The organism is Streptosporangium sp. NPDC051022 (genome assembly GCF_040683035.1).
Lineage (GTDB): Bacteria > Actinomycetota > Actinomycetes > Streptosporangiales > Streptosporangiaceae > Streptosporangium.
The window spans coordinates 80283-104428 of the sequence record NZ_JBFBCF010000028.1; the positions used below are offsets into that span (position 1 = coordinate 80283).

The window sequence follows — 24146 nt, forward strand, 5'->3', positions numbered from 1 at the left end:
CGAGCGGAGGTCAATCCCGTTCCACACCTCAAATATTAATGCTTTTTTGGAGATGCGTCTACGGGTTTTACTGCACGAGAGGTGAGGTGGCGAGCCGTATGGCCCGGCGAGCGGAGACCATGAGCTGAGCGACGCGGGCGCGGGTACGCTCGTCGACCTGCTGGGCGGTCCATCGCCGGGGTTTGCCGGTGCGGACATAGGTGCCGGTGCGCAGCTCGTTCTGTTCGTCCACGATCTCCCGGGTGAGGTGGTAGAGGGTGCCCTCCTGGACGGCTGCCAGGTCGGGGTTGGTGAGTGCGAGGCGGGCGGCGGTCAGGGCGGCGGTGATCTGGGTGATGGACAGGGTGGCGGTGAAGCGGTGCCCGAGCTCGCGTTCGGCCCGCCGGTAGTCGGCGAGCACCGCGGGGTTCAGCGCGCCGGAGAGCATGAGGTCGTCGACGGACGCGAGGATGCACAGGCGGCACGACAGGCGGGCCATGCCGCGGGTGTAGGCGTCGTGGGTGCGCAGGCCCGCCTTGCGGATTTGCTCCCACACCTGGTCGAGGGTCCAGGCGTGGATGGGGAGCCACCGGGTGACGGTCCGGGCGCCGCTGGAGTGCGCGGTGTCGACGGCCAGGGGCGGCTGCTTACGGCGGCCCGCGGACTCTTCGGCGCGCAGCCCCAGGCAGTACAGGACGCGGACGGGCCGGCCGGTGATGCCGAGCTGGTCGCGGAGCTCGGTGGTGAGGCGGGTGACGAACTTCATGCCCTGGCTGGTCTTCTGGTCGGCAGTGCACCAGCGGGCCCGCTCCCCCATCCAGAGGTGCCGTTCGGTCAGGAGCTGCTGCCACAGACCGCCTTTCTCACGGCGCAGGACCTCGAAGCGGAACCCGTAGGCGGCGGCGTGCTCGCGGGCGAGCTGCTCGGCGCCGGCCCATTCGATGGGTTCACCGGTGTCGGTGGTGCCGAGGTCGTTGTGGATGACGACGACGGGGTCGGTGTAGTTCTGAGTGGTGATCTGCTCGGCGAGGTAGGCCGTCATGGCGGTGGAGTCCTGGCCGCCGCTGGAGCAGATCACGATCGCGTCGTGGTCGTGGAGGTTCGGGAAGGCCGCGGGCGGCGGCGTAAGTTCGGGGGCGTCGAGGGTGAGCTGCACAGGAGTCTCCGGGCGGGTGGGGCGGCGCGGTGAGCGCCGCCCCGGGGCGGGTTCAGGTGAGGAGGGACAGCTGAGACGGGCCGCGCTGAGCGGTGTCCCACGCGGTGTCGAAGCCGGGGCCGACCTTGTCGGGCACGAGGGCGGGCGCGGCGACGAGGGCGTGTTCGGCGCACGGGTAGTAGATGTTGCGGTGGCGGAGCCAGACGCGGCGGTGGGCGCCGTCGTGCTCGACGGGCGTCTCGTGGAGGTCGGCCAGGAGGTTGAGGCGGTTGAGGGCGTCGGTGCGGGTGCCGTCCAGCTCGGCCAAGCGTTGCAGGGACCGGACGGCGTTGGCGGGGCGCATCATGTCGTCGGGGTGGGCACGGAAGGCGCGCTTGACCTCGTAGACGGTCCACGGCTGGGCGTCGAGGTGGGCGTCGAAGGCGGCCAGGAGCGGCCCGGCGTCGGGCCGGGCGACGAGGGCGTCGGCCAGGCGGTCGCCCGCGATGAGTCCCTGGCGGGGGTTGAGGGCGACGGCGATGTGTTCCATGAGCAGGGGCAGCATCGCCTCCTCGGGGTGGGCGATGTAGCGGGTCAGGGTGCGCTCCAGGCCCGCCTGGCTGGTCAGGGCATAGGGGCAGAACGAGCACGCGGACTTGGGCCAGGCGACGCCGAGGTGGGCGAGGATGTAGTCCTCGCATGTCTGGCGGGTCCATCCCCACTCGACCAGCGGGTAGGAGGGTATGCGGCCAGGCAGCCCGAGCTGGGAGTCACGCAGGACGCGCCGCATCTCCTCAGCCTCGAAGCCGATCACGTGCCGGTGCGGGCCGCCCTGGGTGTGGTTCTTGATCCACTGGTCCAGGCACCAGCCCTTGGACTTGACCGAGCACAGGCGGGCGCCGCCGGTTTGCGGGACGGTGCCCGCTGCGAACATCTCTTCGGCCAGGGTGTAGGCCCCGGCGATGTAGCAGCGTTCCGGGGTGCGGGTGTCGCCGAGGATGGTGATGCCGTCGCTCTGGGAGGAGGTGGCGCGCGCCACCTGGACGGTGCGGATGCCGTGCTCGCGTAGCAGCGGGTAGATGTGCTGCTCGACGAGGCGGCCGGTCTCGGGCCATTCGTTGCCGGTCTGGGCGGTGAGGACGACGAGGTTGGCCAGGTCGAAGTCGCGGGTCTCGGGTTCCAGGAGCCAGCGGAGCAGGATCGCGGTGGAGTCCACGCCGAGCCCGTAGGAGAGAATTACCGGCGCGGCGGCCGGGGTGGCGTGGGTGGTGTTGGTGCTCAAGGTGGTCTCCGGCGTGAGGGGCGGCGCGGTGGGCGCCGCCCCAGGCGGACGGTGGTCAGGCGTCGTCGACGAGGTCGAACCAGTCGTCGGTGCTGGTGGTCATGCGCGGCCTTCTTCGGCGTGGAGGGCGGCGCGGAGGCGGCTGCCGATCCAGTGCCCGACCGGGGGGCTGACGGCGTTGCCGAAGCCGTCGACCTGGTCGCGTGCTGAGCCCCAGACGGTGAAGGTGCCGGGGCGGCCAGCGAAGTCGACGTCGAAGCCACAGCCTCGGCCGACCTCGTGCGGGCCCATCATGCGGAAGTAGCAGTCTTCGAGCTTCAGGGTCGCGAGGACCTCGCGCCATTCGGCGTGGGGTAGTTCGGTGCCGTCCTGCTCGTGCCAGCCGGAGAAGAGCATGCCTTGGGTGATCGCGGATCCAACGACAGTGCCGAGCGGGTCGTCGAGGCCGTGGGCGCGGTACTTCGCCTCGTCGATCGACCCGTTGTTCTTGATGGTCCCGGCTGCGGTGAGCACGCCGGGAATCTGATCGGACGTGACGGTCGGCATGGCTTCGGCATGCGCCGTTGGGGTGGTGTTCTTCCGGAACGGGAGGACACCAGTGGAGAGCAGCGACAGGGTCTCCGAGCCGCCCTGTGTGGGGAGCGTCTCGTTGACGCCGCGAGGCACCCCCTGGAAGTTGTTCACCGCGAGCAGGACCGCCTTCTCGTGCGTGCTCGTGACCGTGTCCATCGGCCGGGTGATGTGCTGGCCGTCGCCGTTGTGACGATGCGCAACCATCACCTGTCCGGTCACCATGGCGGCCGGGGGCGTGAGCAACGCCTGGGTGTTGGTCGCGGTCTGTGAGGGCATAGGTGCGCCCAGATCGCGCGTGCGGCAGTCGGAGCCAGGGCGCTCGTAGGTGTTGCTCGCTGCGGCGATGAGCGCGCCGGTCGAGATGACCGCTGTCTCCTGCTGGCTGGTTTGCGTCACGAGGGGCTGCCAGGGGTGGCGTTCTGAGCCGCGCTGAGCCTTGGCTGGCATGAGCACGGCGGGAAAGTCGGCGAACCGCTGTCTGCATCGCTCCGCTCGGGCCATGGTGGCTGGCGCGAGTGGGCTGAGGACGATCTCGCCGGTCTCCTTGTCCTTGAACTCGCGGAGCGGCTTGTCACCGATCTTGGTGCCGAGGTTGGAGAGGTCGAGCGCATGCAGCGACGGCGCGAACGGAGGTATCACGAGACCCCTGCATGAGGGGCACCGGTACTCGTACTGCTTGCCGTAGCGGACGCTGCCGGTGGGCGGGATCCCGGTCTTCCAGGTCCACACGGCTTGCACGAGGGTGTCGCAGAAGGAGCACCACGACTCGGGCCTGTGGTCAAGGTCCGGGGCGGGCAGGCGCTTGTCCCAGAAGACGATGTAGATCCGGTCCCGGGACTGTGGGACGCCGAAGAACATCGAGTTGAGGTAGAGGACGCGGTGCTTGTAGCCCTCGATACCGAACTGCTTGATCCACCAGCGGAAGGTGGTGCCGTCGCCGTACTTCTTGCCTGGCACCGCCGGGCCCCAGGAGGTGAGTTCGGTGGTGCACTCGATGAGGATCATCCGAGGGTGATGCTGGGCGGTGTAGTGAAGCGCGCAGTTCGCTGTGGCACGGTCGCGCTCTGACTTGGTGACGCGCGCCTCGAACTCGGGGTCGTCGAGGTCGAACAGCGACAGCCGCTGCTCGTATGCCTTCTGGGTGTTGGCCTGCGAGTGGTTCACGCAGCTCACGCCAGCGACCAGGAGATCAGCCGGGGGAAGGTCCCTGGCGGAGTGGTAGTCGGACGACTCCGGGTCCACCAGGTCCGCGATCCAGTGCTCGGCGTGCGGGTGGTTGGCCTCGTGGACCTCGACCTTGTAGGAGTCGTGGTTCGCCGCCATGATCGTGGTGAATCCCGCGAGCTCGATGCCCTTCGTGAGCCCGCCGAAACCGGAGAACAGGTCTACGGCGATGAGCCCGTCGTGGCGGAACCGGCGCTGGCGTACGGCGGGGCGATGTGTCGCAACGCGGCGCTGCTGCGAAGGGCGGCGACTCACCGAGACTCCTTCCGAGAGACATGCGGGTTGCATCGGCGGTGGTCGTAGCCGTGCATGGGTGTGTCGAGGCCGAGGACGCTGGCGCCTATGTCCCATCCGGCTGGGCCTGCGAACAGGTTGGTGATCACGAGGTTTCCTCTTGAAGGCTCGTGGGCCGCCCCCGCTGGGCGGGGGCGGCAGAAGTGTCAGCGGGTGGTCTTGGTGCGGCTGCTGGGCGTGCGCTTCGGTCGCAGATAAAGGGCGTGAATGACCAGGCCAGCGCTGCCGAAGAGGATCTGGGTCCACCCGTTGCCGATCGTGGCCACGTCGTAGATGCCGAAGGCGAGGAGGCCGATGGAGCAGACCAACCCGAGGAGGGCGATGATCTTCATTCTGTTTTTCCTATGCAGGTGGTTGGCGGGTCAGACGGGGGTGGGCTCGAAGCGGCGCAGCGTGTGGGCCTCGCGGGTGATGGCGAGGACGATGGCGGCCGGGGTGTGGGGGGTGCAGCGGGTTTCCCAGGCGGGGCGGGTGTCGCCGGTGAGGACGGGCCAGGGGTTGCCGTAGTCGATCTCCCAGCGGATGTCGCGGGGGCTGTTGGGGAGGAGGCGGGCGATGGTGACGTGGCCGGTCTCGGTGTTGATGGCGACGTGGACGTCGTCGTTGGCGTCGTAGACGCGGACCCGGTAGTCCTCGAAGGAGTTGGCTCCGGCGGGGAATCCGGCGGCGCGCAGGTCGTCGGCCAGGTGGTTCAGGTATTCGCGCACTGGTGTGCCTTTCCGGTGTGGGGAGGGGCGCCGCATGCCCCTCTCGACACCCATAACTATAATGCTTCTTTGAATTGGCGTCTACGGGTTTTCCGGGGAATTGAAAGTGGCTTCCAGGGCGAGGATCTGCTCACCGTCCGGGCCGGGGTGGCGGACCAGGATCGCGAGCGTCGCGAGGTCTTCCGGCGGGAGGCGGACGCCCTTGTTGCCGAGCTGGAGCGACGCCGGGAGCGGGCGGAGGATCCGGGTGAAGGTGCCCAGGCGCGCCGTCAGACGGGCGATCTCCTGCCGGTTCTCGCGTCGGCCTCGGCGGTGGCCGGCCATGTAGGCGATGGCGGCGGCCCCCAGGAGCAGGGCGGCGTTGGCGGCCAGGACGGAGGCGACGACGGCGGGCACTGGGCGCCTCATCGGCCGGCCCGCCGGGCACGCCCAGGATGGCGGGGCGCGGGCAGGCGGGGTACGGGTGAGCAGGCGGGTATGGCCATGGTGGCGTCTCCTCGCGGTCCGGCTGTCAGGACGACGCGGGGAGGATGGCAGGGCCGGAGGGTTAGTGTCTGGCCTCAGTGCGGGTGCCCGGGGCGGGTATGCGAAAGCCCGCCGTCCCGGGGAGGGGCGGCGGGCCGAGGGCGGGGGTCAGTTCAGCCAGGAACGGGGGTGCGCGGAAACTCCAGCCGTGACCAGGACTGCGACGTAGACGCCGGCGTAGGCGTGGGCCGCGAGGTAGGACTGGGCGACGATCGGAGGTCGTATGCCGGGGGCTTCCTCCGGTTTGACCTCGGCTCTTCTGCTGACCGCTCCCTTGTGGTCGGGGTCCGGGTGGAAGCCGCCGGTTCGGGTCAGCCAGCGGGCGAGGTCATCGTCTTCCGGGGTGATCAGTACTTTCGCGCCGCCGCAGAGGTCGGCGTAGGGCTCGGTCGCGGCTCTGCGGAAGGCGTCCACTCCTGCGGCGTGGGCGCGCTCGAGGAGCTCCCGCCACTGGGGTTCATCGTCTAAGGCCATCCGCCTTGGATATCAGCCGGAACGCTCCGGGGAGAGGCGAACGGCTCGCTCGTCTCTGAGCGGGGCGGATCAGGGGAGGGGTTCGATGACGAGGTGCGGGGCGAGGGCCCGCAGTGGGTACGGCTCGGCCGTCAGGACGGGCCAGTCTCTGGAGGTGGCGGCTTCGACGACGGAGGCGGCGGTGAGTGCTGCGGGGGCGTGGCCGCCTGCGGACCGCAGGGTGCGGGCGAGGCTGGAGGCGTTGGCTCGGGTGAGTTCGCCGGTGGTGATGGTGACCGGCAGGTTCAGCAGGACGTCGAGGATGTCGCGGTCGCGGTCGCGGATCTGGCCGTAGGCGGCGGCGAGCGCGGGGATGGGGACGGCGATCACGATGTGGTCCTGGAGGCTGGACCACGCGACGGCTTCGAGGTAGGGGGAGCGTCGGCTCCAGGCGTAGAGGGCGCTGGTGTCGAGTACGCGGCCTCCGATCACTCCGGCTGCTCGGCGGCGTCGGCCTGCGTGTGGAAGGCGGCAGCCGTGCTGGGGTCGGCGGCGAACGCGCGGGCGCGGGTGATGAGGTCCTCGGCGGGCGGCTGGCCGCCGAACAGCTCGCGGAGCTGGTCGAGTGCGGCGTCTCGCACTTCGTCGGTGTAGTCGACGGTCTCGGCGTTCTGGGCGGGGGCGGCGTGCATGTGTTCAGCGTACCCAGGCGGGGGCTTGTGTCTCCATGCCGTTAAGGGAAATCGAAGTGGCTGGTCATGGAGGCATTCTTCTGCAGGGGGAAGCTGGGCTCCGCACCGCGTTGAACGGCGCGGAGCCTGTTGCTGTTCAGGGAGTCGGCCGCTGGTCGGGGGCGAGGTTCGTACTGGTGTCCCATGCGGCAGGGTGGGGAAGGGCGAAGGGAACGGCAAGGTCGAGCTGGACGCGCTGCGCCAGGAGAGTGATCTCCACGGTGGGAAGCTCCGCTCTGCGGACGGGAACGACGGCGTCGGGAGCAAGCAGGTAGGGGAAGGGGATGGTGTCGATGACCAGCCTCCACCCCCGGTAGCTACGGTGGACCTGGACGAGCCCGGCGAGGCCCTGGGCGCCGTTCGTGTGGCCGTATTCGTCTTCCTGGAGCCGGTCGCGGACGGTGCGTGCCCACTTGGCGGTCTCCTCTCGGGTGGTGACGTACGGCGTGTGGGAGGTGTCCCAGGCGTTGGGGTTCTCGTCGGCTGGGGTGAGGGTCTGGTCGACCTGCAAGTGTCGGGCGAGCAGGGTGATCGTCACTCCCGGCATGTTGTCTCGGGCGATGGGCACGACCGCGTTCGGGTCGTAGAAGTAGGGGAATTCCTCGCCGTCGATGAAGAGATGCCAGGCTCCTCCTGCGCCGCGGATTTGGAGGAGGCGGGGGTAGCCGATGCCGCCGCCGTTGTCCGCCCGCGGCCAGTTGGGTAGGCGCGGTGTGTCGGCCGTGCTGGTGTCAGGTGCTGTGGTTTCGCTGTGAAGGGTCATGGCGGGGAGTCTGCTGAGCATCGTCGTTACTGTCCGGTCTGATCCGGCAGGAAGACGACCGCGGCGGTGCGGAGGGTGATGTCGCGGTTCATCGCGGCGTGGGACTTCTGCCAGAAGGCGAGTTCGGTCTTAGCTTCTGCGGGGGTGCGGCAGATCCGAGGGGCGTTCCACAGTCTCGTGTCGGTGCCGCGGGTGCTGACGACGAGGTACCCGGCAACGTTCTCGGCGGGGGTGACCGGCCAGGAGCGGCCGCAGGTGCCGGTACAGACGATCGCGATGGGGCCGTGCGCGTGGGCGGTGACGACTTCGAAGGTGCAGCCGACGCGGTGGCAGCCGCGGGTTTCCTCGGTCTCGGTCTCGGTAGCGGTGGTGGGCTGGTCGGTGGTCATACTGTCTCCAGGGTCGGGATGTAGTAGGCGGGGCCGTCGAGGGGCGGCAGGTAGGTGGCTTCGACGTCGTCGAGGCGAACGCGGCGGCCGGAGTGCCACAGGACGATGGGCACCCTGCGGGGGTCGGCGTCGGGACCGCCGCCGTGCGGGACGATCCAGCCGAGCGCCTGGGCGGCGGCGCGGTCGAGTTCGACGCGCAGGCCGTGGCAGCCGGTGATGCCGCCGAGCCGTCCGCCGCACAGAAGCATGAGGTTGGCCAGAGAGTGGATGGTGTGGCGGCGGGTGCCGCCCATCCCCCGCGGCTGCCGGTGGTGGACGGTGCCTTCCCGACCGGGGCCGAGCGTGGCGCCGCAGATTTCGCAGGCGTGGCCGGCGCGGAGGGCGAGCCGGTGGCGGATGGTGCGCCAGTCGGGTTCGCTGGTCTCCCACATGGAGCCGCATCGGCAGACGGTCTCGTTGGGGCCGTCGCCGGGGAGGGTGCCGCCGCAGGCCCGGCACGCGGTGGTGCCGGGCTGCGGGTGGGGGCGGGTGGTCACCGGGGGCGCCGCTGGACGTGCTCGGGGCAGAAGTCGAGTGGAGAGCGGGAGCCTTTACCGTACGGCGGCGGGACGTCCCATCCGGCCTGTTTGGCGGCATGGCGGGCCTGGCGGGCGAAGCGGCTGGAGAAGCCGGTCTCCGGGGTGAAGGTTGCCGTACAGCCGTCGTGGTTGCAGCGGACTTCGTAGATCGGCTGCTGTGCCTCGTGGGTGCTCACCTGGCTGTCTCCTGTTCGGCGGGGCGGTGCTGCTCGGCGGTCGTGCGGCGCCGTTCGGCTGCCTGCCGGTACTCGGCGGCGGCTTCCTGGATGGCGTCGGCGGTGGGCAGGTCGGCGTCGGGAGGCAGGGCGAGCCAGAGGTTGTCGGTGAGACAGGCTTCTTCGATCTCGCCGTTGTCGTGGGTGCTGGCGGCGACGACGCGGGTTTCGGGGATGGGGGCGCGGGTCATGGTGTCGGTGACCGGGTTGAGGAGGCATGCCTCCTGGGTGACCCAGCCGGGCATCGGCACGGCGAGGATGCCGTCTGGTTCGTCGGGGACGATGTAGATCAGCCGCCAGCCGGGGGGTGCGGCGGTGAAGGACAGGGTGCGCCAGACGCGGAACACGCGGTCATGGGTTGTGCGGGGCATGGCGGGGCCTTACTCCTCGACGTTGAGGGCGGCCTGGGCGACGAGCATGACGCCGACCCACGCACAGAAGACGACAGGGACGTACCAGAGGGACAGGCCGAGCAGCGGGAATGCGAGGAAGGCGGTGGCGGCTAGGAGCCAGCCGAGGCCGTGCAGGAGGTTGCGGCGGCGGTTCATCGAGATCCTTTCGGGCGGGCCGGGGTCGGGGCGGGCGGCTGGAAGTGTTCACACAGGTAGTGGCGGCGCCAGGCCGCGGCGGCGGCCTGGGCGGTGGAGGCAGAGTGCGGACCGGGCGATCGGCAGCTGGGGATGCGGCAGTACCAGACGGGGCGTCCGCGGCCGGGCAGCGGGATGACGGGGGCGGCCGGCGGGGGCGGGCCGAGCTCGATGCGTTCGCAGCGACGGCCCTTCGGCCAGCTGCTGCTGCACAGGAAGCCGGTGGCGCCCCGGTCCGTGGGGTCGACGGGCCGGTAGAAGAACTCGACCGGGTAGTCGGTGAGCTTGGCCAGGGCCTCGACTTGCTCGCGGGTGGGGACCAGCTCGCCGGTCTCCCACTGGTCGACGGCGGGTTCTTCTACGCCGAGGGCGCGGTCGACTTCGGGGCCGTACAGCATCCGCATGTCGAGTGCGGTCGTGATGCGGTACGGCACCGGGGTGGGCGACTGTGTGCGGGCGCGCTGCTGGGCGCGCAGCGCGGCGTCGTACTTCTGCCGGTCGGTGGTCTTCACTGGACGTCCTGCCACAGGCCGAGCTGGTTCTCCCCGTCTCCGGCGGTGCCGGTCTCGGTGTCGTCGCGGTTGGGGGTGGGCAGGCAGGCGGTGCACCCATGACGGGGGTGTTCGGTGGTGGTCCAGGTGCCGGGCGTCATGGGTATGCCGCAGCGGGTGCGGTCGAGGTGGCGGCCGTCGATGGTGTGGCCGACGTTGTGGCCCCGCCAGGCTTCGATGATGAAGATGACGTAGTGGCTGACGGCGATCGGCCACCAGGAGCCGCAGTTTGTGCAGGTGAGGCCGATCGGGCGGGGCGGCTTCGCCTCGCTGTCCATCCACGCCTTGAGGGCGTGGCCGCCCGTGCTGATGCACGGGGCGGCCCGGTCGAGGGTGATCACGGTGGTCTCTCAGAAGGGGTCGGTGGCGAAGGCGGAGAGCTTCTGGCCTTCGATGACGGCGACGACGGTGTCTTCGAGGAGCCGTTCGATGAGCGGGTCGTCGTACATGCTGGCCAGCTCGCTGTAGCCGAAGTTCGTCGTGGTGACCATGCGGCGTGGGTAGGGGCGGGTGCCGCCTTCGCCGTCGTCGTCTCCGGCGGTGAGCCGGTATTCGGCGATGACGTAGAGCTGTTCCTTGGTCCAGCCGGTGGTGTTCTCTTGGCCGAGGTCGTCGACGAGGAACAGGTCGGAGTCGAAGGCTTCGGCCCACGCGGCGGCGGCTTCTTTCTCGCCGAGGTCTCCACGCAGCGCTTTGTTGAGCACAGGGATGGACCAGGCGGACACGTATAGGCCGCGGGCGCGGGCGGCGTGGCCGATGGCGTAGGCGACGTAGGACTTGCCGTGCCGGGATGGCCCTTTGAGCAGCAGGCCCTGGTGGGGGCTGTCCAGCCAGGTGGTGACGGCGTTGGCCGTCTTGGTGCGGGTGGCCAGGTGGGTGCCGGTGGGGTCCTGCTGGGGGTGGAACTGGGCGTAGGCGGCGGCCTGGTACTTACGGGGGCAGCGGCGCGCCCACAGACGGGCCCGGCCTGCTTCGCGGCGGGCGGCAGCGTCGGCGAATGCCGCCTGCTCGTCGCGCGCCATGAGGGCGTCGGCGCGGGCGGCCTCCTCCGGGCTCATCTGCTTCTTGCCGCGCAGGACGTCAGCGAGGTGGGCGGGCACGCGGCCGGTGATGGGCACGACGTCGGCCAGGCCGTTGCCCGCCTGGGTGGTCTCGATCTGGTGGACGGGGATGTGGTGGCGGTTGGGGCGCCGGGCAGGCTGGGTCACCAGGAAGCTCCGAACGAGGTCGAGGGGGTCTCGCCGAACGCCGCTGCGGCGGCGGCGCGGTCGTCGGCGTCAACGGCGGGGTTGTGGACGCGTGGCTTGGGCGGCTTGCCGTAGTTGCTCTGCGGGGCGGAGGCGATGCCGCGCTGCTTGGCGACGGCGTCCTGGAAGCGAGTGACGCTGGGGAACGGGGTGCGCAGGCTGTCCAGGGCGCACTTGATCTCGTAGACCGTGCAGTCGGAGGCCAGGGCGCGCTCCAGCATCGCCCGGAAGCCGACGAAGCCGCTCGGCCCGGTGTTGCTGCGCTTGATGTTCGGGATGCCGAGGGCCTCGCAGCGCTCCCACCAGCCGGTCGCGAGGGCGTGCGCCTGGTCGAACCGGGCCTGCTCGTCTTCGGTGCGTTCCTTGGTCTTGCCCTTGCGGCTGGTCTTCTTCGGCGCCGGGGTGGGGTCGTCGTCGCCGAGAAGGCTCGCCTGCTGCCCCTCCCCCGCGGACTCCTGAGCGTTAGCGAAGGAGTCCGAAGAAGAAGAGGAATTAACCCCAGGGAGTTCTCTAAGGGAATTGTTAGATTCAGAGTCCCCCCCTGAGTGACTGAGAGTCCCCCCCTCCGGTGACTGAGAATCCCCCCCTCCGGTGACTGTCAGTCCCCCCGGACTCTCAGTCCCCCCCTGACTGTCAGTCCCCTCGTGCTGCTCGTCGCTGGCGACCTCCTCGCGCGGGCCCAGAGACTTCGGGCGGCGCTGCGGCGCCTTCTTGCCCTTGTCGCTGCGGGACGTCCGCTCCGGGGCAGGCGCAAGATCCGGCCGGCCGGAAGGCATCAGCGGCGCGCGCCCCTTGGCAGCACGCTCCTGGTTGAGGTGCTCCATCTGAGCGGCGCTGTACCAGGAGTAAGGGATCTGGATGTCGTAAACGACGGGGCGGCAGTACTCGGCGATGTGCTCGGCGGCCCTCTGGTCGCCGAGCTTGACGATCCCGCGAGCCTTGAGCTCCCGCAGGGTCCGCGACGCGACGTCGGGGTGGCAGAGCGCCGCCTTGGCGAGTGTCTTGGCGGACTTGTAGCCGTCGCAGCCGTCGTCGCCGGTTCGCTGTGCGAGCGCGACCAGGACAAGCCGCTCCACCGGGGTCTTCACCGGGGAGTGGTACATCGCCCACTCTTCAGAGATGTTGCTCACGCCGACACCTCCGTGAGGATCTCGGAGGGGCAGAGAGCAGCGGATTCAGCAAGACCGCGTGGAGCGTCGGTTACGCTCACGGTGGCCTCCTCATGGTGCTTGTTCGTGGATGAGCGAGGCAGTCCGGCGGACGTTGGCCCGTCCGCCCGGCTGCGGCGGCGACCCTTGCGGGGGTCGCCGTTGTGGTTTCCGGCCTCCAGGCGGTCGCCGTCCTGGGCGGCGTGGCCGGGGAGATGACGCATGTTGAGGACCTCGTGGTGTGTGCCGGGCGGAGGTGTCCCCCGCTCGCCGGCTGGGGCCGGGTAGGCGCCTTAACCGCCACCTGATGGCGGGGTCGGCGGACCCGTTGGCCCGAGCGGACGAGCAGGGGAGGGTGATGGGAGCAGACCGGGCGGGCTTGTGTCCGCCCCCGACCCACATACCGCCCAGTGGTATGTCCGTTTTCAGGCGGCGAGCGGGACCGGCGCGAGGTGCCAGTGGCTGCCGCAGCGGGTCACGGCGTGGCCCGGCCCGGCGAGGATGTGCGCCGCGCGGACCGCACCTTCCCGCCGGAACGCCGGGTCCGTGGACACACCGCAGATCGCGCCGGGGACGCGCCCCCAGTAGCGGGGACGGCCGCAGTGCCAGAAGCCGGAGCAGTGCGGGCAGTCGTCGTACTCGACCATGCGCAGGCCCGGGTGGTAGCGGCGCACTGCGGCGCGGGCCTCTTCACGGGTGGCGTACCGGTACTTGCCGGTGGCCGGGCAGTGACCAGGCAGTTCCTGTGGGGAGATGTTCATGCCGCGCTCCGGGCACGGCGGCGCTTGAGGTTGCGGCGCTCCTGCTCGGTCAGGGCCCCCCAGACGCCGAAGGCGGTGAACGGGCCGCCGTCGAGAGCCTTCTCCAGGCACTCTTCCTGAGCCCGGCAGGACCGGCAGATCGCCTTGGCCTTCTCGGTCTGCTCGACCTCGCGCGGGTCGATCTCGCTGATGGGGAAGAAGATCTCGGGGTCGACGGCGGGGTCGGCGCACAGCGGGGTGTTGGTGAAACGCATTAGGAGTCTCCGCTCTGAACGGTGGGGGTGGGGAGATCAAGCAGGGAAGCCACGTCTGCGGCACTGAGATCGCCGCTGCGGGCCGCGCAGGCGATCTTCGGGTGTTTGACTCCGGGGGCCTTGTTGAACGCGGGAGAAGGGTTTGTGGCGACGACGGCGAGGCCGGGGATGGGGCTCACTTCGCCCGTACGGGGGTGCACGGTCCGGCCGGTGGTCTTCACCGCGTCCGTCAGGAGCTTCCAGAACGCGGGCCGTACGGACGGCGTGGCCGGGGCGTCGCTGCCCGGGGCGGCCTCACCGCCCAGGAACCGCTGGAACTGGGCGGCGGTCATCTCGATCCGCCACACGATCTCCGAGGAGTGCCCCTCATCGATCAGCCAGGCGAAGAACGCGTCCTCGTCACTGATCGACAGGGTGTGGCCGGTCTCGGGCATGCTGACGTAGCCGATCCGCTCGGCGCCGAGAAAGACGGTCTCGTCGTCACCGGGGCACATCCACGACCGCCCGTCACGCTGCACCTGCTTGAGCTGGGCGACGTTGGCGGCGATCAGCGCGGCGAGCCGTTCGGCCAGCAGCCTCCGCTTGGCGAGCTGGGTCGCGACGTCCCGTCGCGACGGCGCACACCGTACGGCGCGGGCGCCGGTCGTGGGGCGCGGCCACCGCACCTTGACCGGCCGCTCGACCGAAGGCGGCGCCGTAGGGGCGGGCAGGGTCTCAGGCAGGGTCGCGGTCACTGCTGGGCCCCCGCGTGAGTGAGGTTGTAGCGACGCTGCTCCACCTGCCGGTACAGGTGGCCGTGGTCGTTGGAGCTGATGACGTTGTTGGCCTTGAGGTCGGCGAGGTCCTGCTCGACAGTGTTGAGCCCGTCGTGGTCGGGGGCGTGCGCGATCCGCAGGGTCAACTCGGCGACGGTCATCTTGTCGTCGGGCACGTAGTCCGGCACACCCGAGGCGGGCGGGACCAAGCTGCTGGTGTCCGGCGCCGGAGGCGGCGAAGGCGTCTGCTGCTCGCGCCGGGCCAGCCACTTCGCTTTCGCGGTCAGCAGGGAGATGAGCGGCCCGGTCTGCCCCTGCCGGTTGCGGACGGTCAGCCCGGCCATGCCGCGCGCCTGCACCTGCTCAGCCAGCGCGAACAGTTCCGCGCTGGTCGCGTCCGGTGCGGCGCACCGCGCGAGGTAGTCACGCAACGTCGGCTCGACGACGCCCTGGCCGAGCCAGGCGGCGAGTTGCTGCCCGAACTCCTCCCCCGGCTTGGCGTGGACCGCGCCGAGTTGGAGGTCGAGGACGTCCTCCACGCAGGTCGAGGTGATGGTCAGCGCGCCGTCCAGGCCGAGGGACGCGGCCACCTGGAAGTCGTATTCCAGGCCGTCGCGGTGGTCGGGCTTGAGCGCGACCTTCCACGGCGAGGGGCGCCCGGTGTCGTCGGCGCCGACCGCGATCTCTGAGCGGACCCGCAGGGTCGCGATGATGTGGCCCGGGTAGTCCAGCAGGGCGTCCATCATGGCCTGCTCGTACGGGCGAGCCTCAGCCCACCCGGACTGCGTCGGTGACTTGCGGTGCTGGTCGACCAGCATCAGCAGCCCGTCCCGGCCCGACCAGAACGACGTGAACGTGTCGACGATCAGGCAATCCACCCCGGCGGCGACCGCCGCCATGACGATGTCCGGCATCGCCTTCGGCGAACACGAGTCGACCCGCAGGTGCAGGAACCGGTGCTCGTCGGCATACCGGGCGGCGGCACCCCGCTGGGTGTCGACCACGCCGATCACACCGTCCTCACCCACCAGGCCGCGAGCGATCCGCAGCGCAACCGGAAGCGTCCCAGCACCCGGCAAACCGTCCAGCAGGATCCGGGCATGCTCAGCCACACGCTGAGCAGGGGCAAAAGCAAACGTCATAGGTGTTCCTCTCCTGTTCCTTCGTCTCGGCCAGGCAGCGGGGCCGCTTCCCGCGCCCGGCGTCCGAGACGCCGCACTACACAGGTCCGAGTAGGGAGGCGGCCATCGCAGGCGAGCGTGCCGCGCACCCCTGCCTTACGTCCGATCCCACACAAAAACCCGTGGACTCACATGAAGCTTGAATACAGCGTATTCGGGTTTTCTTGGGTAAGCAACAGGTTTCCGAGATGTATAGAGACGTAAACCCTGGGCAGAGCAACCGCAGATCTCTACCCTGATACCAACGCGGACCCGAACGCCCGCCACACCCCGGAGGACCTCGGTGTCTCATCCCCCCCACGACGATGGCCACCCCACCCTCGACGGCCGCCAAGCCACACGCGTCGGCGTATCCGCCGGCCTCCGCGAAGTCGCCGAATTCGCCGCCAGCCGTGTCGCCACCACCAGCGACGAACACGCCGCCCCAGGCGACTGGATCGACTACGGCCGCCGACTACGCAACATGACGATGGAGATCCTGTTCCGCTGCGTCACCATGGAACGGATGAACGGCACCCCCTGGCCCGTCATCGCCGACCGCCTCCGGATGGGCGAAGAGGAAGTCCGGCACCAGTTCGGTCACGCCGACCTCTGCGAGCACGCCGCAGGCCCCGGTCAAGCCGTCTGGGACATCCTCGGAAAGACCTGCATCAACCCCATCCCCGGCGGATGCGCCCCCACCCCCGAGACCGCGGCCGCCGAACTCGACGACTGGTACCGGCGCTGGAACCAGCCCGACGACCACCCCACCGACGCCCCCGAACGAGCCGTCAGCGCACACCTGTAACTCCGGCGGGCGGGCATGAAAATGCGCCGCCCAGGCACGCCCAGTTAAAGATCGGGTGCGGCCCCTCACGAAGAGGGTCCCGATCCCCAGACGCGCCCGAGCGGCGCACCGGAAAGGAACACCAACCTCACGGCCGGAGTTCACCGGTCAGTGTAGGGGCTGATCAACTACCCGGGTAACCGCTCCCGGTGTCGCCCCTGCCCAGACGTCCGTCGTCGCCACGCACGTACCCGCCGTAGGCGTACGGGCTGCCGCCCTGCGAAGAACGGCCGCGGTCGCCGTAGGTCGGCTCACCCGCCAGCCCGGCCGACAGCAGCAGCTTGCCCAGCCACGCCAGCGGCGGCACCTTCTCCAGCAGCCGGCCGATCAGGTAGTAGCCGGAGATCGCCGCGGCCAGCACGACGATCGTGGTCTGGTTCAGTGGCAGGTCGATGCCCGCCTTGGCTGCCAGCGCCACCAGGGACGCCACCCACACCGGCACGAACGTGCGGATGTAGGACAGGACTGTGTCTCGCATCGGAAAGCCTCCAGGGTCGGGGATGACACCGCGGGAGGCTGCCACCCGGCAGGGCTTGCGTCTGCTCTCAGTTCAGCTTGAGGATCAGCGCCACGATCGCCACGACCGCCCCTACCGCGGCGATGCCGATCGAGATCCGCCCCGACGTCTGACGGCGCCGCTCATTCTCCCGCTCGTAGGCGTCCTGCCGGGCAAACAGGTCCCGCTCGGCCGCGTCCAGCCGTTTGTCCTGCTGGTCGAACTCCCGGGTGATGTCGCCCTTCCACGCCTCGAGCGCCTCCACCCGCAAGGTGAGTACGCTCGCGGCCGCAGCCTGGCTGCTCCACGTCGTCGCGAAGGCCTTGATATCGGCGCGGATCTCGCTCAACGCGTCCTCGAACCGGCGCATCGTCCGGGCGAGCTCACCCCTTGTCGGCTCCTGCTCGTCCACCATGTCGGCCCCCGCCTCGTCCCCTCTTGCCTGTCGGTGCCGCATGCTGCCCGCCGACCAGCGGTAACGTCAGCCTCCAACCGACCCGCCGTCAAGCAGGCCGGTCAGCGCTGCCAGGCCGACAACACCCCGACCAAGCCGACCCCGGTCACTTCCAGCGCCAGCGTGTGTGAGTCTCCCGGCAGCCAGGCGGCAGGCAGATCCATCACCACGGGTATCCGCACCCCGCCCCAGGTGGCGTCATCCACCCCGCCCGGCGGGATCGGCGAGGGACTCCCCGCCACGACCGCCGCCCCGTACGTCAACACCCCGTTGACAGCGGCGACCAGGCGGCACGACATCGTCCCAGAAGACGGAGCCACCACGACCAGGCACGTGATCGTAGTCCCCGACCGGGCAAGCACTCCCTGATGCGTGATCGCCGCCCCCGACCCCGTCTCTCTCCAAAACAGGTCGATGGGGTGCAGCGCCACCGGCCGCGCCGATCCCGCCCCATTCTCAAGCCGTCCCGTCCGGGTCCGAAGATCCCCGGCGACCTCCACCATGCTGCGCTCCCGCAGCTCCAGATGACTCCACCGCGTCACCCTGCCCCCCTCCTTCTACACCGTGGCCTGCGTGAACTCGCCCGTGAGGGCCTTGACCCGCTCCCCGTCGTCGCCCTGCGGCGTCACCTCGACCGACACCAGCTGCATCGGCCGGTCCAGCCCGGCCGACCCGTCAGGCAACGCCGGATACAGGTAGTCCGTCGCCAGGCACCGTGGATAGGTGCCCAGCTCCCACCCCCACCACTCCGTAGCAGCGCTGACCCCGAGATCCCACTCGAACAGCAGCTTCGGCCCGGCCGCAGTGTCCGCGATCCGGGTGAGCTGGTCGATCAGGTCCTGCCGGGACGTGGCGGAGTCGATTTGAAAGACCTGCTCGATCAACGGATACCCCGCCGCGCGCCGCCCTGGCCGGTCCACCGTCTCGATGACCGTTCCCGCGGTATCGGTCTGGAGACGGCCATGCACCCTCGTCAGCAGCCCCCGCCTGGTTTTACGGGTGAACCGCTCCGCACTGCCGGGATACTCCAGCACCAGCCCCGCGGGCTCCGGTGTCCCCCGGCCGACACCCTTTATCGCGAACGCCGGCCGGTCATGAGCGGTGTCCCACTCTGGTCTTGCCCACCAGTCGAACGCGGTCGGCACGTCCGTCACCTCGTTCATCTGGTCGAGGATCGGCATGAACTCCTCCCGCCGGTAGGCGCGGGTCACCGTGCCGGTTCCGCCGGACCCGTAGATCCACGGCACCCACCGGGTGTCCGCCGGATCCGCAGCATGCTCCATCAGCCACTTGACCTCGTTGTACGGCGTCGCCGTACGCGGCCCGGTGTAGTTGACGAACCGGAACGCGAGGATCGCCGGAAGCTCCTCTCCCGTGATGCTCATGACGCCGGTCGCCGAGTCGTAGTCCTGAGGGTCGATCATCCTGTACGCGCCGACGTACCGCCGGTCGCGGAAGATCACGCAGATGGTGCGCTCCGGCAGCGTCGCCGCAGTCACCCGGGAGATGTTGTACCGGGAGTCGTACAGCGGGATGCTCGCGCTCATCTGACCCGTCGCGCGCATCCCCAGACTGAACGTCACCCCTTGCAGCGGCAACGCGTCGATCGGGGTGTGCGACGCCCAGTCGTAGAACACGTACTCCCACAGCTCTTGCTCCGCCACCACGCCCCCCGGGTCCGCTCGTGGCGGACCCTGCCGAGCGGAACGGCTTACGTCCGGTCACGCCCAGGCGTCGCGGGTCTCCACCGCCAGCCGGGGCGCCCCGCTCTGCCCGACAACCGGCTGCCCCTCCACCAGCAGCGTGTTCAGCCCGGGTTGAAGGGTGAACCAGGCCGGCGGGTGCCGCAGCAAGCCCCGCCCAGGGCGCGGCTCCGGCCACACCGAGACCGGCACGTACGCCGTCACCGACCGTGCCCCCAGGTCGATCGCGACGCTGTAATCCGGGTCCGCGGGGATCTCCACCCCGGCCGCCGCCACCAGCTGCCCACCCGACTCGGCGTGTGTAATCCGGAAGTTCCGGATCGGCCCCCACAGGTGCAGCACCCCGGGGATGTACCGGTACGTCCCATCCAAGACGACCCGCACCTCAGCCGCGCCCGGCAACGCATCGATCACCGCCTCCCCCCGTGTCGGCAGCAGCGCATACCGGCGCGGGTCAGCCGCCCTCACCGTCATCGACCAGGTGAACACCCGGGAACCGCGGTCGGTGATCTGCACCTGCCCCACCAGCCGGACCCGGGCCTGCCGGGCACGGTGCACCTCCAGCACCCGCAGCAGCGCCTCCCTGCGCGGCGACACCACCGACACCAGCCGCTGCTGCGCGGCCAGCATCTCCAGCCGGGACGGTGCGACCGCCGTCCCCTTCAGCGTGATGGTGCGCCGCCCGTACAGGCCGGGGTTGCTGATCTGCCCGTCCAGGCCGCCGCGCGGCCTCGAGCGTGCCCGCACCGCCGGAGACGATGTCCAGCCTTCCTCCTCTTTCACCACCCACTGCACGCCGTGCTCGTCGACCACGTTGCCCGCCCACCCGCCCAGCCGATACACCGGCATGTCGAGCGGCATGTACGGCGCCAGCAGCGACACCGACGCCTCCGGGCCGGTGTGCCCGCCCGTGTCGAGAGCACGGACCGCCGCTGACGCCACAGTGATGCCCGGCACGACGTCCAGCACCGTGTACGTGCGCGCCGCCGGCCCCAACGTGGCGACGACCTGAGAGTCGACGAGGACCTCATACCCGGTGACGCCGAGATCGTCGGTGGCGGCACCCCACGTGAGGGTGACCTGTTCTTCGCCGTGCTCGGCGGTCAAGCCGGGCGGCGCCGAAGGAGGCTGATCCACCAGCGTGGCAACGGTTTGCTGCGCGCGGATGCTGCGGTTGCCCTGGGCGTCGACCGCCTCGACCTCGACCAGGTAGGCGGTGCCGTGCGACAGGCCGGTGAAGGAGTGCGACAGGCCGGTCTGTTGCGGGCCGTGCGCGGCCCCGCCGAGGTAGGCCTGGTAGCCGGTCACGCCGACGTTGTCGGACGCCGCCTCCCACCCCACGGTGATCGCGGTGTGCGACACCGCGGTGGCGACGAGGTTCGCTGGCGTGGTGGGTACGGTGACGTCCGGTGTGGTGACGCTCAGCCAGGCCCGTTCCGACCGGTTGCCGCTACCGTTGACCGCGTCGACCTCGACCAGGTAGGTGTGCCCCTCGACCAGGCCGGTGACGGTGTACGACAGGCCGGTCTGGTCGGGGCCCTGCGCCGCCCCGTCGAGATAAACGCCGTACCCGGCCGCGCCTCCGGCTGGAGCGTCCCAGGTGATCGTCACCGTGGTCGGCGCCGAGGCGGTGACTCTCAGGTTCTCCGGTGGCGGCGGCAGCGTCGACAGCGGCAACCGTGACCGGAACGGCGGCGCCGGATATCTACGGCCGAAACGTGCCACGGTTTCACCTCACCAGCGAGACGCGCGATGCAGCGCCGCAACCGAGCGCGGCGGCTGCACCAGGTGCGGTAGGGGCATTGTGAACGTGACGTCGTCCACCCACACGGCGTCCGCGCCGTTCGAGCCGGAGCCGTCCTTGGAGTAGGAGAACGTGATCTGCGTTGCCGCGCCGAGCGGGTACTCCGGTGTCTGCGTCCAGTCGACGTTTCCCGACGCCTCCAGCTGCTGTGTGGAGCCGACCTTGAAGCGGAAGAAGTCGTAGCCGGGCTCGGAGTCCACCGTGTACCAGAACCGGACCGTCAGCGCCCCCGCAGGGACGGTGATGACCGCGTCCGCTGTCGCGTTGTGGCTGATCGCGGCCGACTTGTACGACCAGGAGCCGGTCTTGGCGCGGCTGTTGTTACGCGCCCACCCGCCCGCGCTGGTGATCGTGAAGATGTAGTTGGTGTCTTCGAAGTCCTCGACGAGCACGCCGACCGCCTCAGTGGCCTTCGCGCCAGTACAGCTGGGCGGTCACCTGGACCGTCGCTGCGGCGATGATGAGCACGCCGAGGTAGCCGCCGGGCGCCAGCCGGATCTCGTCGCCCAGCGGGATGTATTCGCCGCCGGACGTCTGGGGATGTATCTCCCGCGCCCACAGCACATCGGTCGTCGTCGGCTCCGTCCCCCAGGTGCCGGCGGGTCCTTTGACGGCCGTCATCGCCGAGGCGGGCAACGCCGAGTCCAGCGGTACCGGCCCGTGCCCGGCGGCCAGCGCGGCGCTGCCGACTCCGGCGGTCGTCTGGCGGGCGATGAGCAGCCGCGGCGGCACCGCGTTGGACGTGGTGCCTTTCATGCCCACCCAGATGCCGTACACCGCGATCCGGTGCGACGCCGGGTTCGCCGCCGGATTGGCCAGTTGCAGCACGGTCTTCTGTGCCGTCCCGGATGCGACCGCGTCCGCTGTCGCCGTGTACCCGCCCATGTCATCCCCCCGGAGGCGATTCCTTGCGTTACCGGAGGGCAGCATGCCGACCGGCGCCGGTTACCGTCCGCCCTCAGGTCCAGCAGTCCGCGGTATCCACCATGAGCGTCACCGGGCCCGGCGTCGTCGGGTGCGACTGTCCCAACAGCCGGACCGTGTTAGGGCCGGGAACGAACTGGAACCACGTCGATGAGGCGATCATGGAGCGCATGCCCGACGCGGTCTGCTGCCCGACCGGCAAGGTGGGGTTGAACACGGTCACGTCCCGGGCAAGCAGGTCCACCCGCACCGTGTACCCCGGGTTGATGATCACATCGTCGTCGAAAGTGATCTGTACGCCGGTCTCCACGTGCAACAGTCGCGGGGCGGCGATGGCGTCCTGGATCGTCAACGCGGCCGGGATCCCGTCCGGGTAGTCGCCGTACACCTCCACCACGACCTCCACCGGGGCCGGCGCCTCTCCAGAGGTCTCGTGCCGGATCGGTGTGCCGTACCGGCGTGGATCGTCGGCGGCCGCGGTGAACTCCCACCCGAACGCCCTGCTCCCGCGCGACGTGATCTGCACCTGGTCTGACAGCCGCACCATCGCCCGCCGCGTCATGTGCTCTTCGACAACCCGCAACTCCGTCAGCTGACCGGGGTGGAGGATCGCCGCCAGCCGATCCATCGCCTGCGCCATCCTGGCGCGGTCAGGCGCGACCGCCGTCCCAGACAGAGTGATGACTTTGCCTCCGAACCGGCCGGGCCCGGCGAATCCGCCGTCATCGCCGTCCTGGTCGTCGCCCAGCCCGGTCACCTCCGCCGACGACGACCACCCATCCTCTTCCTCAACGACCCACTGCACGCCGTCGCTGTCACGGGTGTTGCCCGCCCACCCGGCCAGCAGATACACCGGCGTCGCAAGCGGCACGTACGGCGGCTCCGTCGTGGCCGCCACCACCTCGGCGAGCCCCGATACGTTGCCGGACCGGTCGACCGCCCGCACCGCCACCACGAACGTCGTGTTTGGCGTGAGCTCCTGCACCGTGAACACTAGGCCTGCGGTGTCGCCGCGCCGGACTCCATCGACGAGCACGTCGTAGCGGATCACCTCGTCGTTGTCCGTGCTCGCTGTCCAGGACAGGCTGATCGTTGTGTGCGTCGCCTCCGTCACCACGAGGCTTCCCGGCGTGGTGGGCGGCACGGTCTCGGTGACCGCCTGCACGCTGATCGACGCCTTCGCGGACCGGTTGCCAGCCCGGTCCACAGCGTCGACGGCCAGCAGATACGTCTGGTTCTCGGTGAGGGCGTTGAACCGGTAGCTCGTCGCGGTGATGTCACCGCCGATCTTGATGTTGTCCTTATAGACGCCGTACCCGGCCAGGCCGATGTGGGCGTCCGTCGACGGATCCCAGGCGATGGCGATGCTCGCCCCCGACACCGCGGTGGTGCGCAGGGTGCCCGGCACGGTCGGTGGCGTGCTGTCGGGCGCGGCCAGCACCGTGATCGACGCCCGTGCGCTGCGGTTGCCGTGCATGTCGACGGCGTCGACCTCGACGGTGTGCGTGCTGCCGTTGACCAGCCCAGAGAACGCCTTCGTCAACGCGGTCTGGTCGCTACCGACCTTGGTGCCGTTGCGGTAGATGCCATAGCCGACCACGCCGATGTTGTCGGTCGAGGCATCCCACGCCAGGCTGAAAGACCCGGCACCCAGCGCGGTGATCCGCAGGTTGCCTGGCACAGTCGGCGCCGTCGTATCGGCGATCACCGTCACCGACGTCGTAGCCTTCTCCGACCGATTGCCGTTGTAGTCGACCGCGTCCACACCGATCAGGTATGTCTGCCCTGCGGTCAGGCCGCTGACAGTCGCGGTGAGCTCGTAGGAGTCGGCCACCCATGCGCCGTCGCGATACACGCTGTAGCGCGACACCCCGACCCCGGCGTCGCTGGAGGCGTTCCACTCCACGGTGACGCTGGTATTCGTCATCCCGGTCAGGCGTAACCCGGTCGGTACCGTAGGCGGCTCGGTGTCCGGGTTGGGCCCCCACACACCGACCACCCACGCCGTCTGCAAGGAGTCGCCCACCACCAGGTCCTGGCTGAAGCTCAGCGACTCCGAAACCGAGTCGTTGACGGCCGCCGACGACCACACGCGTTTCCGGAGACCGGAGTCCATCCAGTCCTTGAAGGCGTACCCGCGGCCGGAGAACCCGCTCGGCCACGAGGTGCTGGAGTTATCGGTAGGGCCGGTCAGGTAGTGCGACACCCCGGCCACCGCCACACACCCAGCCGGCAGGCTACTGGCCGAGAAATACGCCGCCCCGCTGCTCAACCCCGTGGCGGACCCGAAGAAGGTCGGGGCGTCCGCCAGTTCGAACATCCACATGAAGATCCGGTCGGTGGCGTCGCTCAGACTCACCGTGATCGACGTGTCACCACCGCTCGACAGCTTGCTGTACAGGCGAATACCGAGCGTGTGCGCCGTCCACTCATGCTGCCCGTAGCCGGAACTGATGCCCGTCACTCCGGCGTAGGAGTTGACGATCACCACGACCCGGGAGTTCGCGCGCGTCGAGGAGAACGACACCGTATGCGACGACGACGCCGACCCGGCTGTGTAAACCTTCTCCTGCACGACGTAGCTCATCCACGCCCCCTCCGATGTCA

General features: G+C 69.8%; 32 protein-coding genes. 1 reads left to right on the top strand and 31 read right to left on the bottom strand.

The window, feature by feature from the left end; translation table 11 throughout:
• Nucleotides 1-67: 67 nt before the first annotated feature.
• From AB0N02_RS34925 to AB0N02_RS35035, 23 genes are all read right to left on the bottom strand, one after another.
• On the bottom strand, nucleotides 68-1135 hold the full coding sequence (locus tag AB0N02_RS34925) for a phosphoadenosine phosphosulfate reductase family protein (protein ID WP_363955409.1): 1068 nt from the start codon (nucleotides 1133-1135) through the stop codon (nucleotides 68-70).
• A 52-nt stretch (nucleotides 1136-1187) separates the two neighbouring features.
• The gene (locus AB0N02_RS34930; protein WP_363955412.1) at nucleotides 1188-2396 is read right to left on the bottom strand and encodes a hypothetical protein; all 1209 of its coding nucleotides are present in this window, start codon (nucleotides 2394-2396) and stop codon (nucleotides 1188-1190) included.
• Nucleotides 2397-2495: 99 nt separating this feature from the next.
• A complete protein-coding gene (locus AB0N02_RS34935; RefSeq protein WP_363955415.1) occupies nucleotides 2496-4448 on the bottom strand; it encodes a DNA cytosine methyltransferase in 1953 nt (650 codons plus the stop codon).
• Nucleotides 4449-4633: 185 nt separating this feature from the next.
• The gene (locus AB0N02_RS34940; protein WP_363955418.1) at nucleotides 4634-4819 is read right to left on the bottom strand and encodes a hypothetical protein; all 186 of its coding nucleotides are present in this window, start codon (nucleotides 4817-4819) and stop codon (nucleotides 4634-4636) included.
• Between the two features lie 30 nt (nucleotides 4820-4849).
• Nucleotides 4850-5194, bottom strand: coding sequence for a hypothetical protein (locus tag AB0N02_RS34945; protein ID WP_363955420.1), 345 nt, complete (start codon nucleotides 5192-5194; stop codon nucleotides 4850-4852).
• Nucleotides 5195-5275: 81 nt separating this feature from the next.
• Entirely contained in the window at nucleotides 5276-5590 is a 315-nt protein-coding gene (locus tag AB0N02_RS34950; RefSeq protein ID WP_363955423.1) for a hypothetical protein, read from the bottom strand.
• Nucleotides 5591-5827: 237 nt separating this feature from the next.
• Nucleotides 5828-6193: a hypothetical protein gene (locus AB0N02_RS34955; protein ID WP_363955426.1), complete on the bottom strand. Its 366-nt coding sequence runs from the start codon at nucleotides 6191-6193 to the stop codon at nucleotides 5828-5830.
• A gap of 69 nt (nucleotides 6194-6262) precedes the next feature.
• Nucleotides 6263-6664 (bottom strand): hypothetical protein, encoded by a 402-nt coding sequence (locus AB0N02_RS34960; protein ID WP_363955428.1) that lies wholly within the window; start codon nucleotides 6662-6664, stop codon nucleotides 6263-6265.
• Complete coding sequence (locus AB0N02_RS34965) at nucleotides 6661-6864, bottom strand: hypothetical protein (RefSeq protein WP_363955431.1); 204 nt, start codon at nucleotides 6862-6864, stop codon at nucleotides 6661-6663. Before AB0N02_RS34965 ends, AB0N02_RS34960 begins: the two co-directional genes overlap by 4 nt.
• 136 nt (nucleotides 6865-7000) lie before the next feature.
• A complete protein-coding gene (locus AB0N02_RS34970) occupies nucleotides 7001-7666 on the bottom strand; it encodes a hypothetical protein (protein WP_363955434.1) in 666 nt (221 codons plus the stop codon).
• A gap of 26 nt (nucleotides 7667-7692) precedes the next feature.
• Nucleotides 7693-8055: a hypothetical protein gene (locus AB0N02_RS34975; RefSeq protein ID WP_363955437.1), complete on the bottom strand. Its 363-nt coding sequence runs from the start codon at nucleotides 8053-8055 to the stop codon at nucleotides 7693-7695.
• A complete protein-coding gene (locus tag AB0N02_RS34980; protein ID WP_363955440.1) occupies nucleotides 8052-8591 on the bottom strand; it encodes a hypothetical protein in 540 nt (179 codons plus the stop codon). Before AB0N02_RS34980 ends, AB0N02_RS34975 begins: the two co-directional genes overlap by 4 nt.
• Nucleotides 8588-8809 carry a hypothetical protein gene (locus AB0N02_RS34985; protein ID WP_363955443.1) on the bottom strand — a complete coding sequence of 74 codons (222 nt, stop codon included), beginning with the start codon at nucleotides 8807-8809 and terminating at the stop codon, nucleotides 8588-8590. The genes AB0N02_RS34980 and AB0N02_RS34985 overlap by 4 nt, the downstream gene beginning before the upstream one ends.
• Complete coding sequence (locus tag AB0N02_RS34990; protein WP_363955446.1) at nucleotides 8806-9219, bottom strand: hypothetical protein; 414 nt, start codon at nucleotides 9217-9219, stop codon at nucleotides 8806-8808. The genes AB0N02_RS34985 and AB0N02_RS34990 overlap by 4 nt, the downstream gene beginning before the upstream one ends.
• A 9-nt stretch (nucleotides 9220-9228) precedes the next feature.
• A complete protein-coding gene (locus AB0N02_RS34995; protein ID WP_363955449.1) occupies nucleotides 9229-9396 on the bottom strand; it encodes a hypothetical protein in 168 nt (55 codons plus the stop codon).
• The gene (locus tag AB0N02_RS35000; protein WP_363955451.1) at nucleotides 9393-9947 is read right to left on the bottom strand and encodes a helix-turn-helix transcriptional regulator; all 555 of its coding nucleotides are present in this window, start codon (nucleotides 9945-9947) and stop codon (nucleotides 9393-9395) included. The genes AB0N02_RS34995 and AB0N02_RS35000 overlap by 4 nt, the downstream gene beginning before the upstream one ends.
• Entirely contained in the window at nucleotides 9944-10327 is a 384-nt protein-coding gene (locus AB0N02_RS35005) for a hypothetical protein (RefSeq protein ID WP_363955454.1), read from the bottom strand. Before AB0N02_RS35005 ends, AB0N02_RS35000 begins: the two co-directional genes overlap by 4 nt.
• A 9-nt stretch (nucleotides 10328-10336) precedes the next feature.
• Entirely contained in the window at nucleotides 10337-11194 is an 858-nt protein-coding gene (locus tag AB0N02_RS35010) for a hypothetical protein (RefSeq protein WP_363955457.1), read from the bottom strand.
• Nucleotides 11191-12363 carry a hypothetical protein gene (locus tag AB0N02_RS35015; protein ID WP_363955460.1) on the bottom strand — a complete coding sequence of 391 codons (1173 nt, stop codon included), beginning with the start codon at nucleotides 12361-12363 and terminating at the stop codon, nucleotides 11191-11193. Before AB0N02_RS35015 ends, AB0N02_RS35010 begins: the two co-directional genes overlap by 4 nt.
• Nucleotides 12364-12806: 443 nt before the next feature.
• Nucleotides 12807-13142 carry a hypothetical protein gene (locus tag AB0N02_RS35020; RefSeq protein ID WP_363955462.1) on the bottom strand — a complete coding sequence of 112 codons (336 nt, stop codon included), beginning with the start codon at nucleotides 13140-13142 and terminating at the stop codon, nucleotides 12807-12809.
• A complete protein-coding gene (locus AB0N02_RS35025; protein WP_363955465.1) occupies nucleotides 13139-13396 on the bottom strand; it encodes a WhiB family transcriptional regulator in 258 nt (85 codons plus the stop codon). Before AB0N02_RS35025 ends, AB0N02_RS35020 begins: the two co-directional genes overlap by 4 nt.
• Nucleotides 13396-14130 (bottom strand): hypothetical protein, encoded by a 735-nt coding sequence (locus AB0N02_RS35030; protein ID WP_363955468.1) that lies wholly within the window; start codon nucleotides 14128-14130, stop codon nucleotides 13396-13398. Before AB0N02_RS35030 ends, AB0N02_RS35025 begins: the two co-directional genes overlap by 1 nt.
• Nucleotides 14127-15263 (bottom strand): hypothetical protein, encoded by a 1137-nt coding sequence (locus tag AB0N02_RS35035; protein WP_363955471.1) that lies wholly within the window; start codon nucleotides 15261-15263, stop codon nucleotides 14127-14129. Before AB0N02_RS35035 ends, AB0N02_RS35030 begins: the two co-directional genes overlap by 4 nt.
• 352 nt (nucleotides 15264-15615) lie before the next feature.
• Between AB0N02_RS35035 and AB0N02_RS35040 the strand changes: the two genes are divergently transcribed.
• Nucleotides 15616-16119, top strand: a complete 504-nt coding sequence (locus tag AB0N02_RS35040) for a hypothetical protein (RefSeq protein ID WP_363955473.1) — start codon at nucleotides 15616-15618, stop codon at nucleotides 16117-16119.
• 163 nt (nucleotides 16120-16282) lie between these two features.
• Here AB0N02_RS35040 and AB0N02_RS35045 read toward each other — a convergent pair whose 3' ends face one another.
• The 8 genes from AB0N02_RS35045 to AB0N02_RS35080 form a co-directional block, all read right to left on the bottom strand.
• Nucleotides 16283-16636 carry a hypothetical protein gene (locus AB0N02_RS35045; RefSeq protein WP_363955475.1) on the bottom strand — a complete coding sequence of 118 codons (354 nt, stop codon included), beginning with the start codon at nucleotides 16634-16636 and terminating at the stop codon, nucleotides 16283-16285.
• 67 nt (nucleotides 16637-16703) lie between these two features.
• Nucleotides 16704-17069 (bottom strand): hypothetical protein, encoded by a 366-nt coding sequence (locus AB0N02_RS35050; RefSeq protein ID WP_363955478.1) that lies wholly within the window; start codon nucleotides 17067-17069, stop codon nucleotides 16704-16706.
• A 101-nt stretch (nucleotides 17070-17170) separates the two neighbouring features.
• On the bottom strand, nucleotides 17171-17650 hold the full coding sequence (locus AB0N02_RS35055; RefSeq protein ID WP_363955481.1) for a hypothetical protein: 480 nt from the start codon (nucleotides 17648-17650) through the stop codon (nucleotides 17171-17173).
• 15 nt (nucleotides 17651-17665) lie between these two features.
• On the bottom strand, nucleotides 17666-18772 hold the full coding sequence (locus tag AB0N02_RS35060; RefSeq protein WP_363955484.1) for a hypothetical protein: 1107 nt from the start codon (nucleotides 18770-18772) through the stop codon (nucleotides 17666-17668).
• Between the two features lie 57 nt (nucleotides 18773-18829).
• Complete coding sequence (locus AB0N02_RS35065) at nucleotides 18830-20536, bottom strand: fibronectin type III domain-containing protein (RefSeq protein WP_363955487.1); 1707 nt, start codon at nucleotides 20534-20536, stop codon at nucleotides 18830-18832.
• Between the two features lie 9 nt (nucleotides 20537-20545).
• Nucleotides 20546-21007 (bottom strand): hypothetical protein, encoded by a 462-nt coding sequence (locus AB0N02_RS35070; RefSeq protein WP_363955489.1) that lies wholly within the window; start codon nucleotides 21005-21007, stop codon nucleotides 20546-20548.
• A gap of 10 nt (nucleotides 21008-21017) precedes the next feature.
• Nucleotides 21018-21500, bottom strand: a complete 483-nt coding sequence (locus AB0N02_RS35075; protein WP_363955491.1) for a hypothetical protein — start codon at nucleotides 21498-21500, stop codon at nucleotides 21018-21020.
• 73 nt (nucleotides 21501-21573) lie between these two features.
• Nucleotides 21574-24126 carry a fibronectin type III domain-containing protein gene (locus AB0N02_RS35080; RefSeq protein WP_363955494.1) on the bottom strand — a complete coding sequence of 851 codons (2553 nt, stop codon included), beginning with the start codon at nucleotides 24124-24126 and terminating at the stop codon, nucleotides 21574-21576.
• Between the last annotated feature and the right edge of the window lie 20 nt (nucleotides 24127-24146).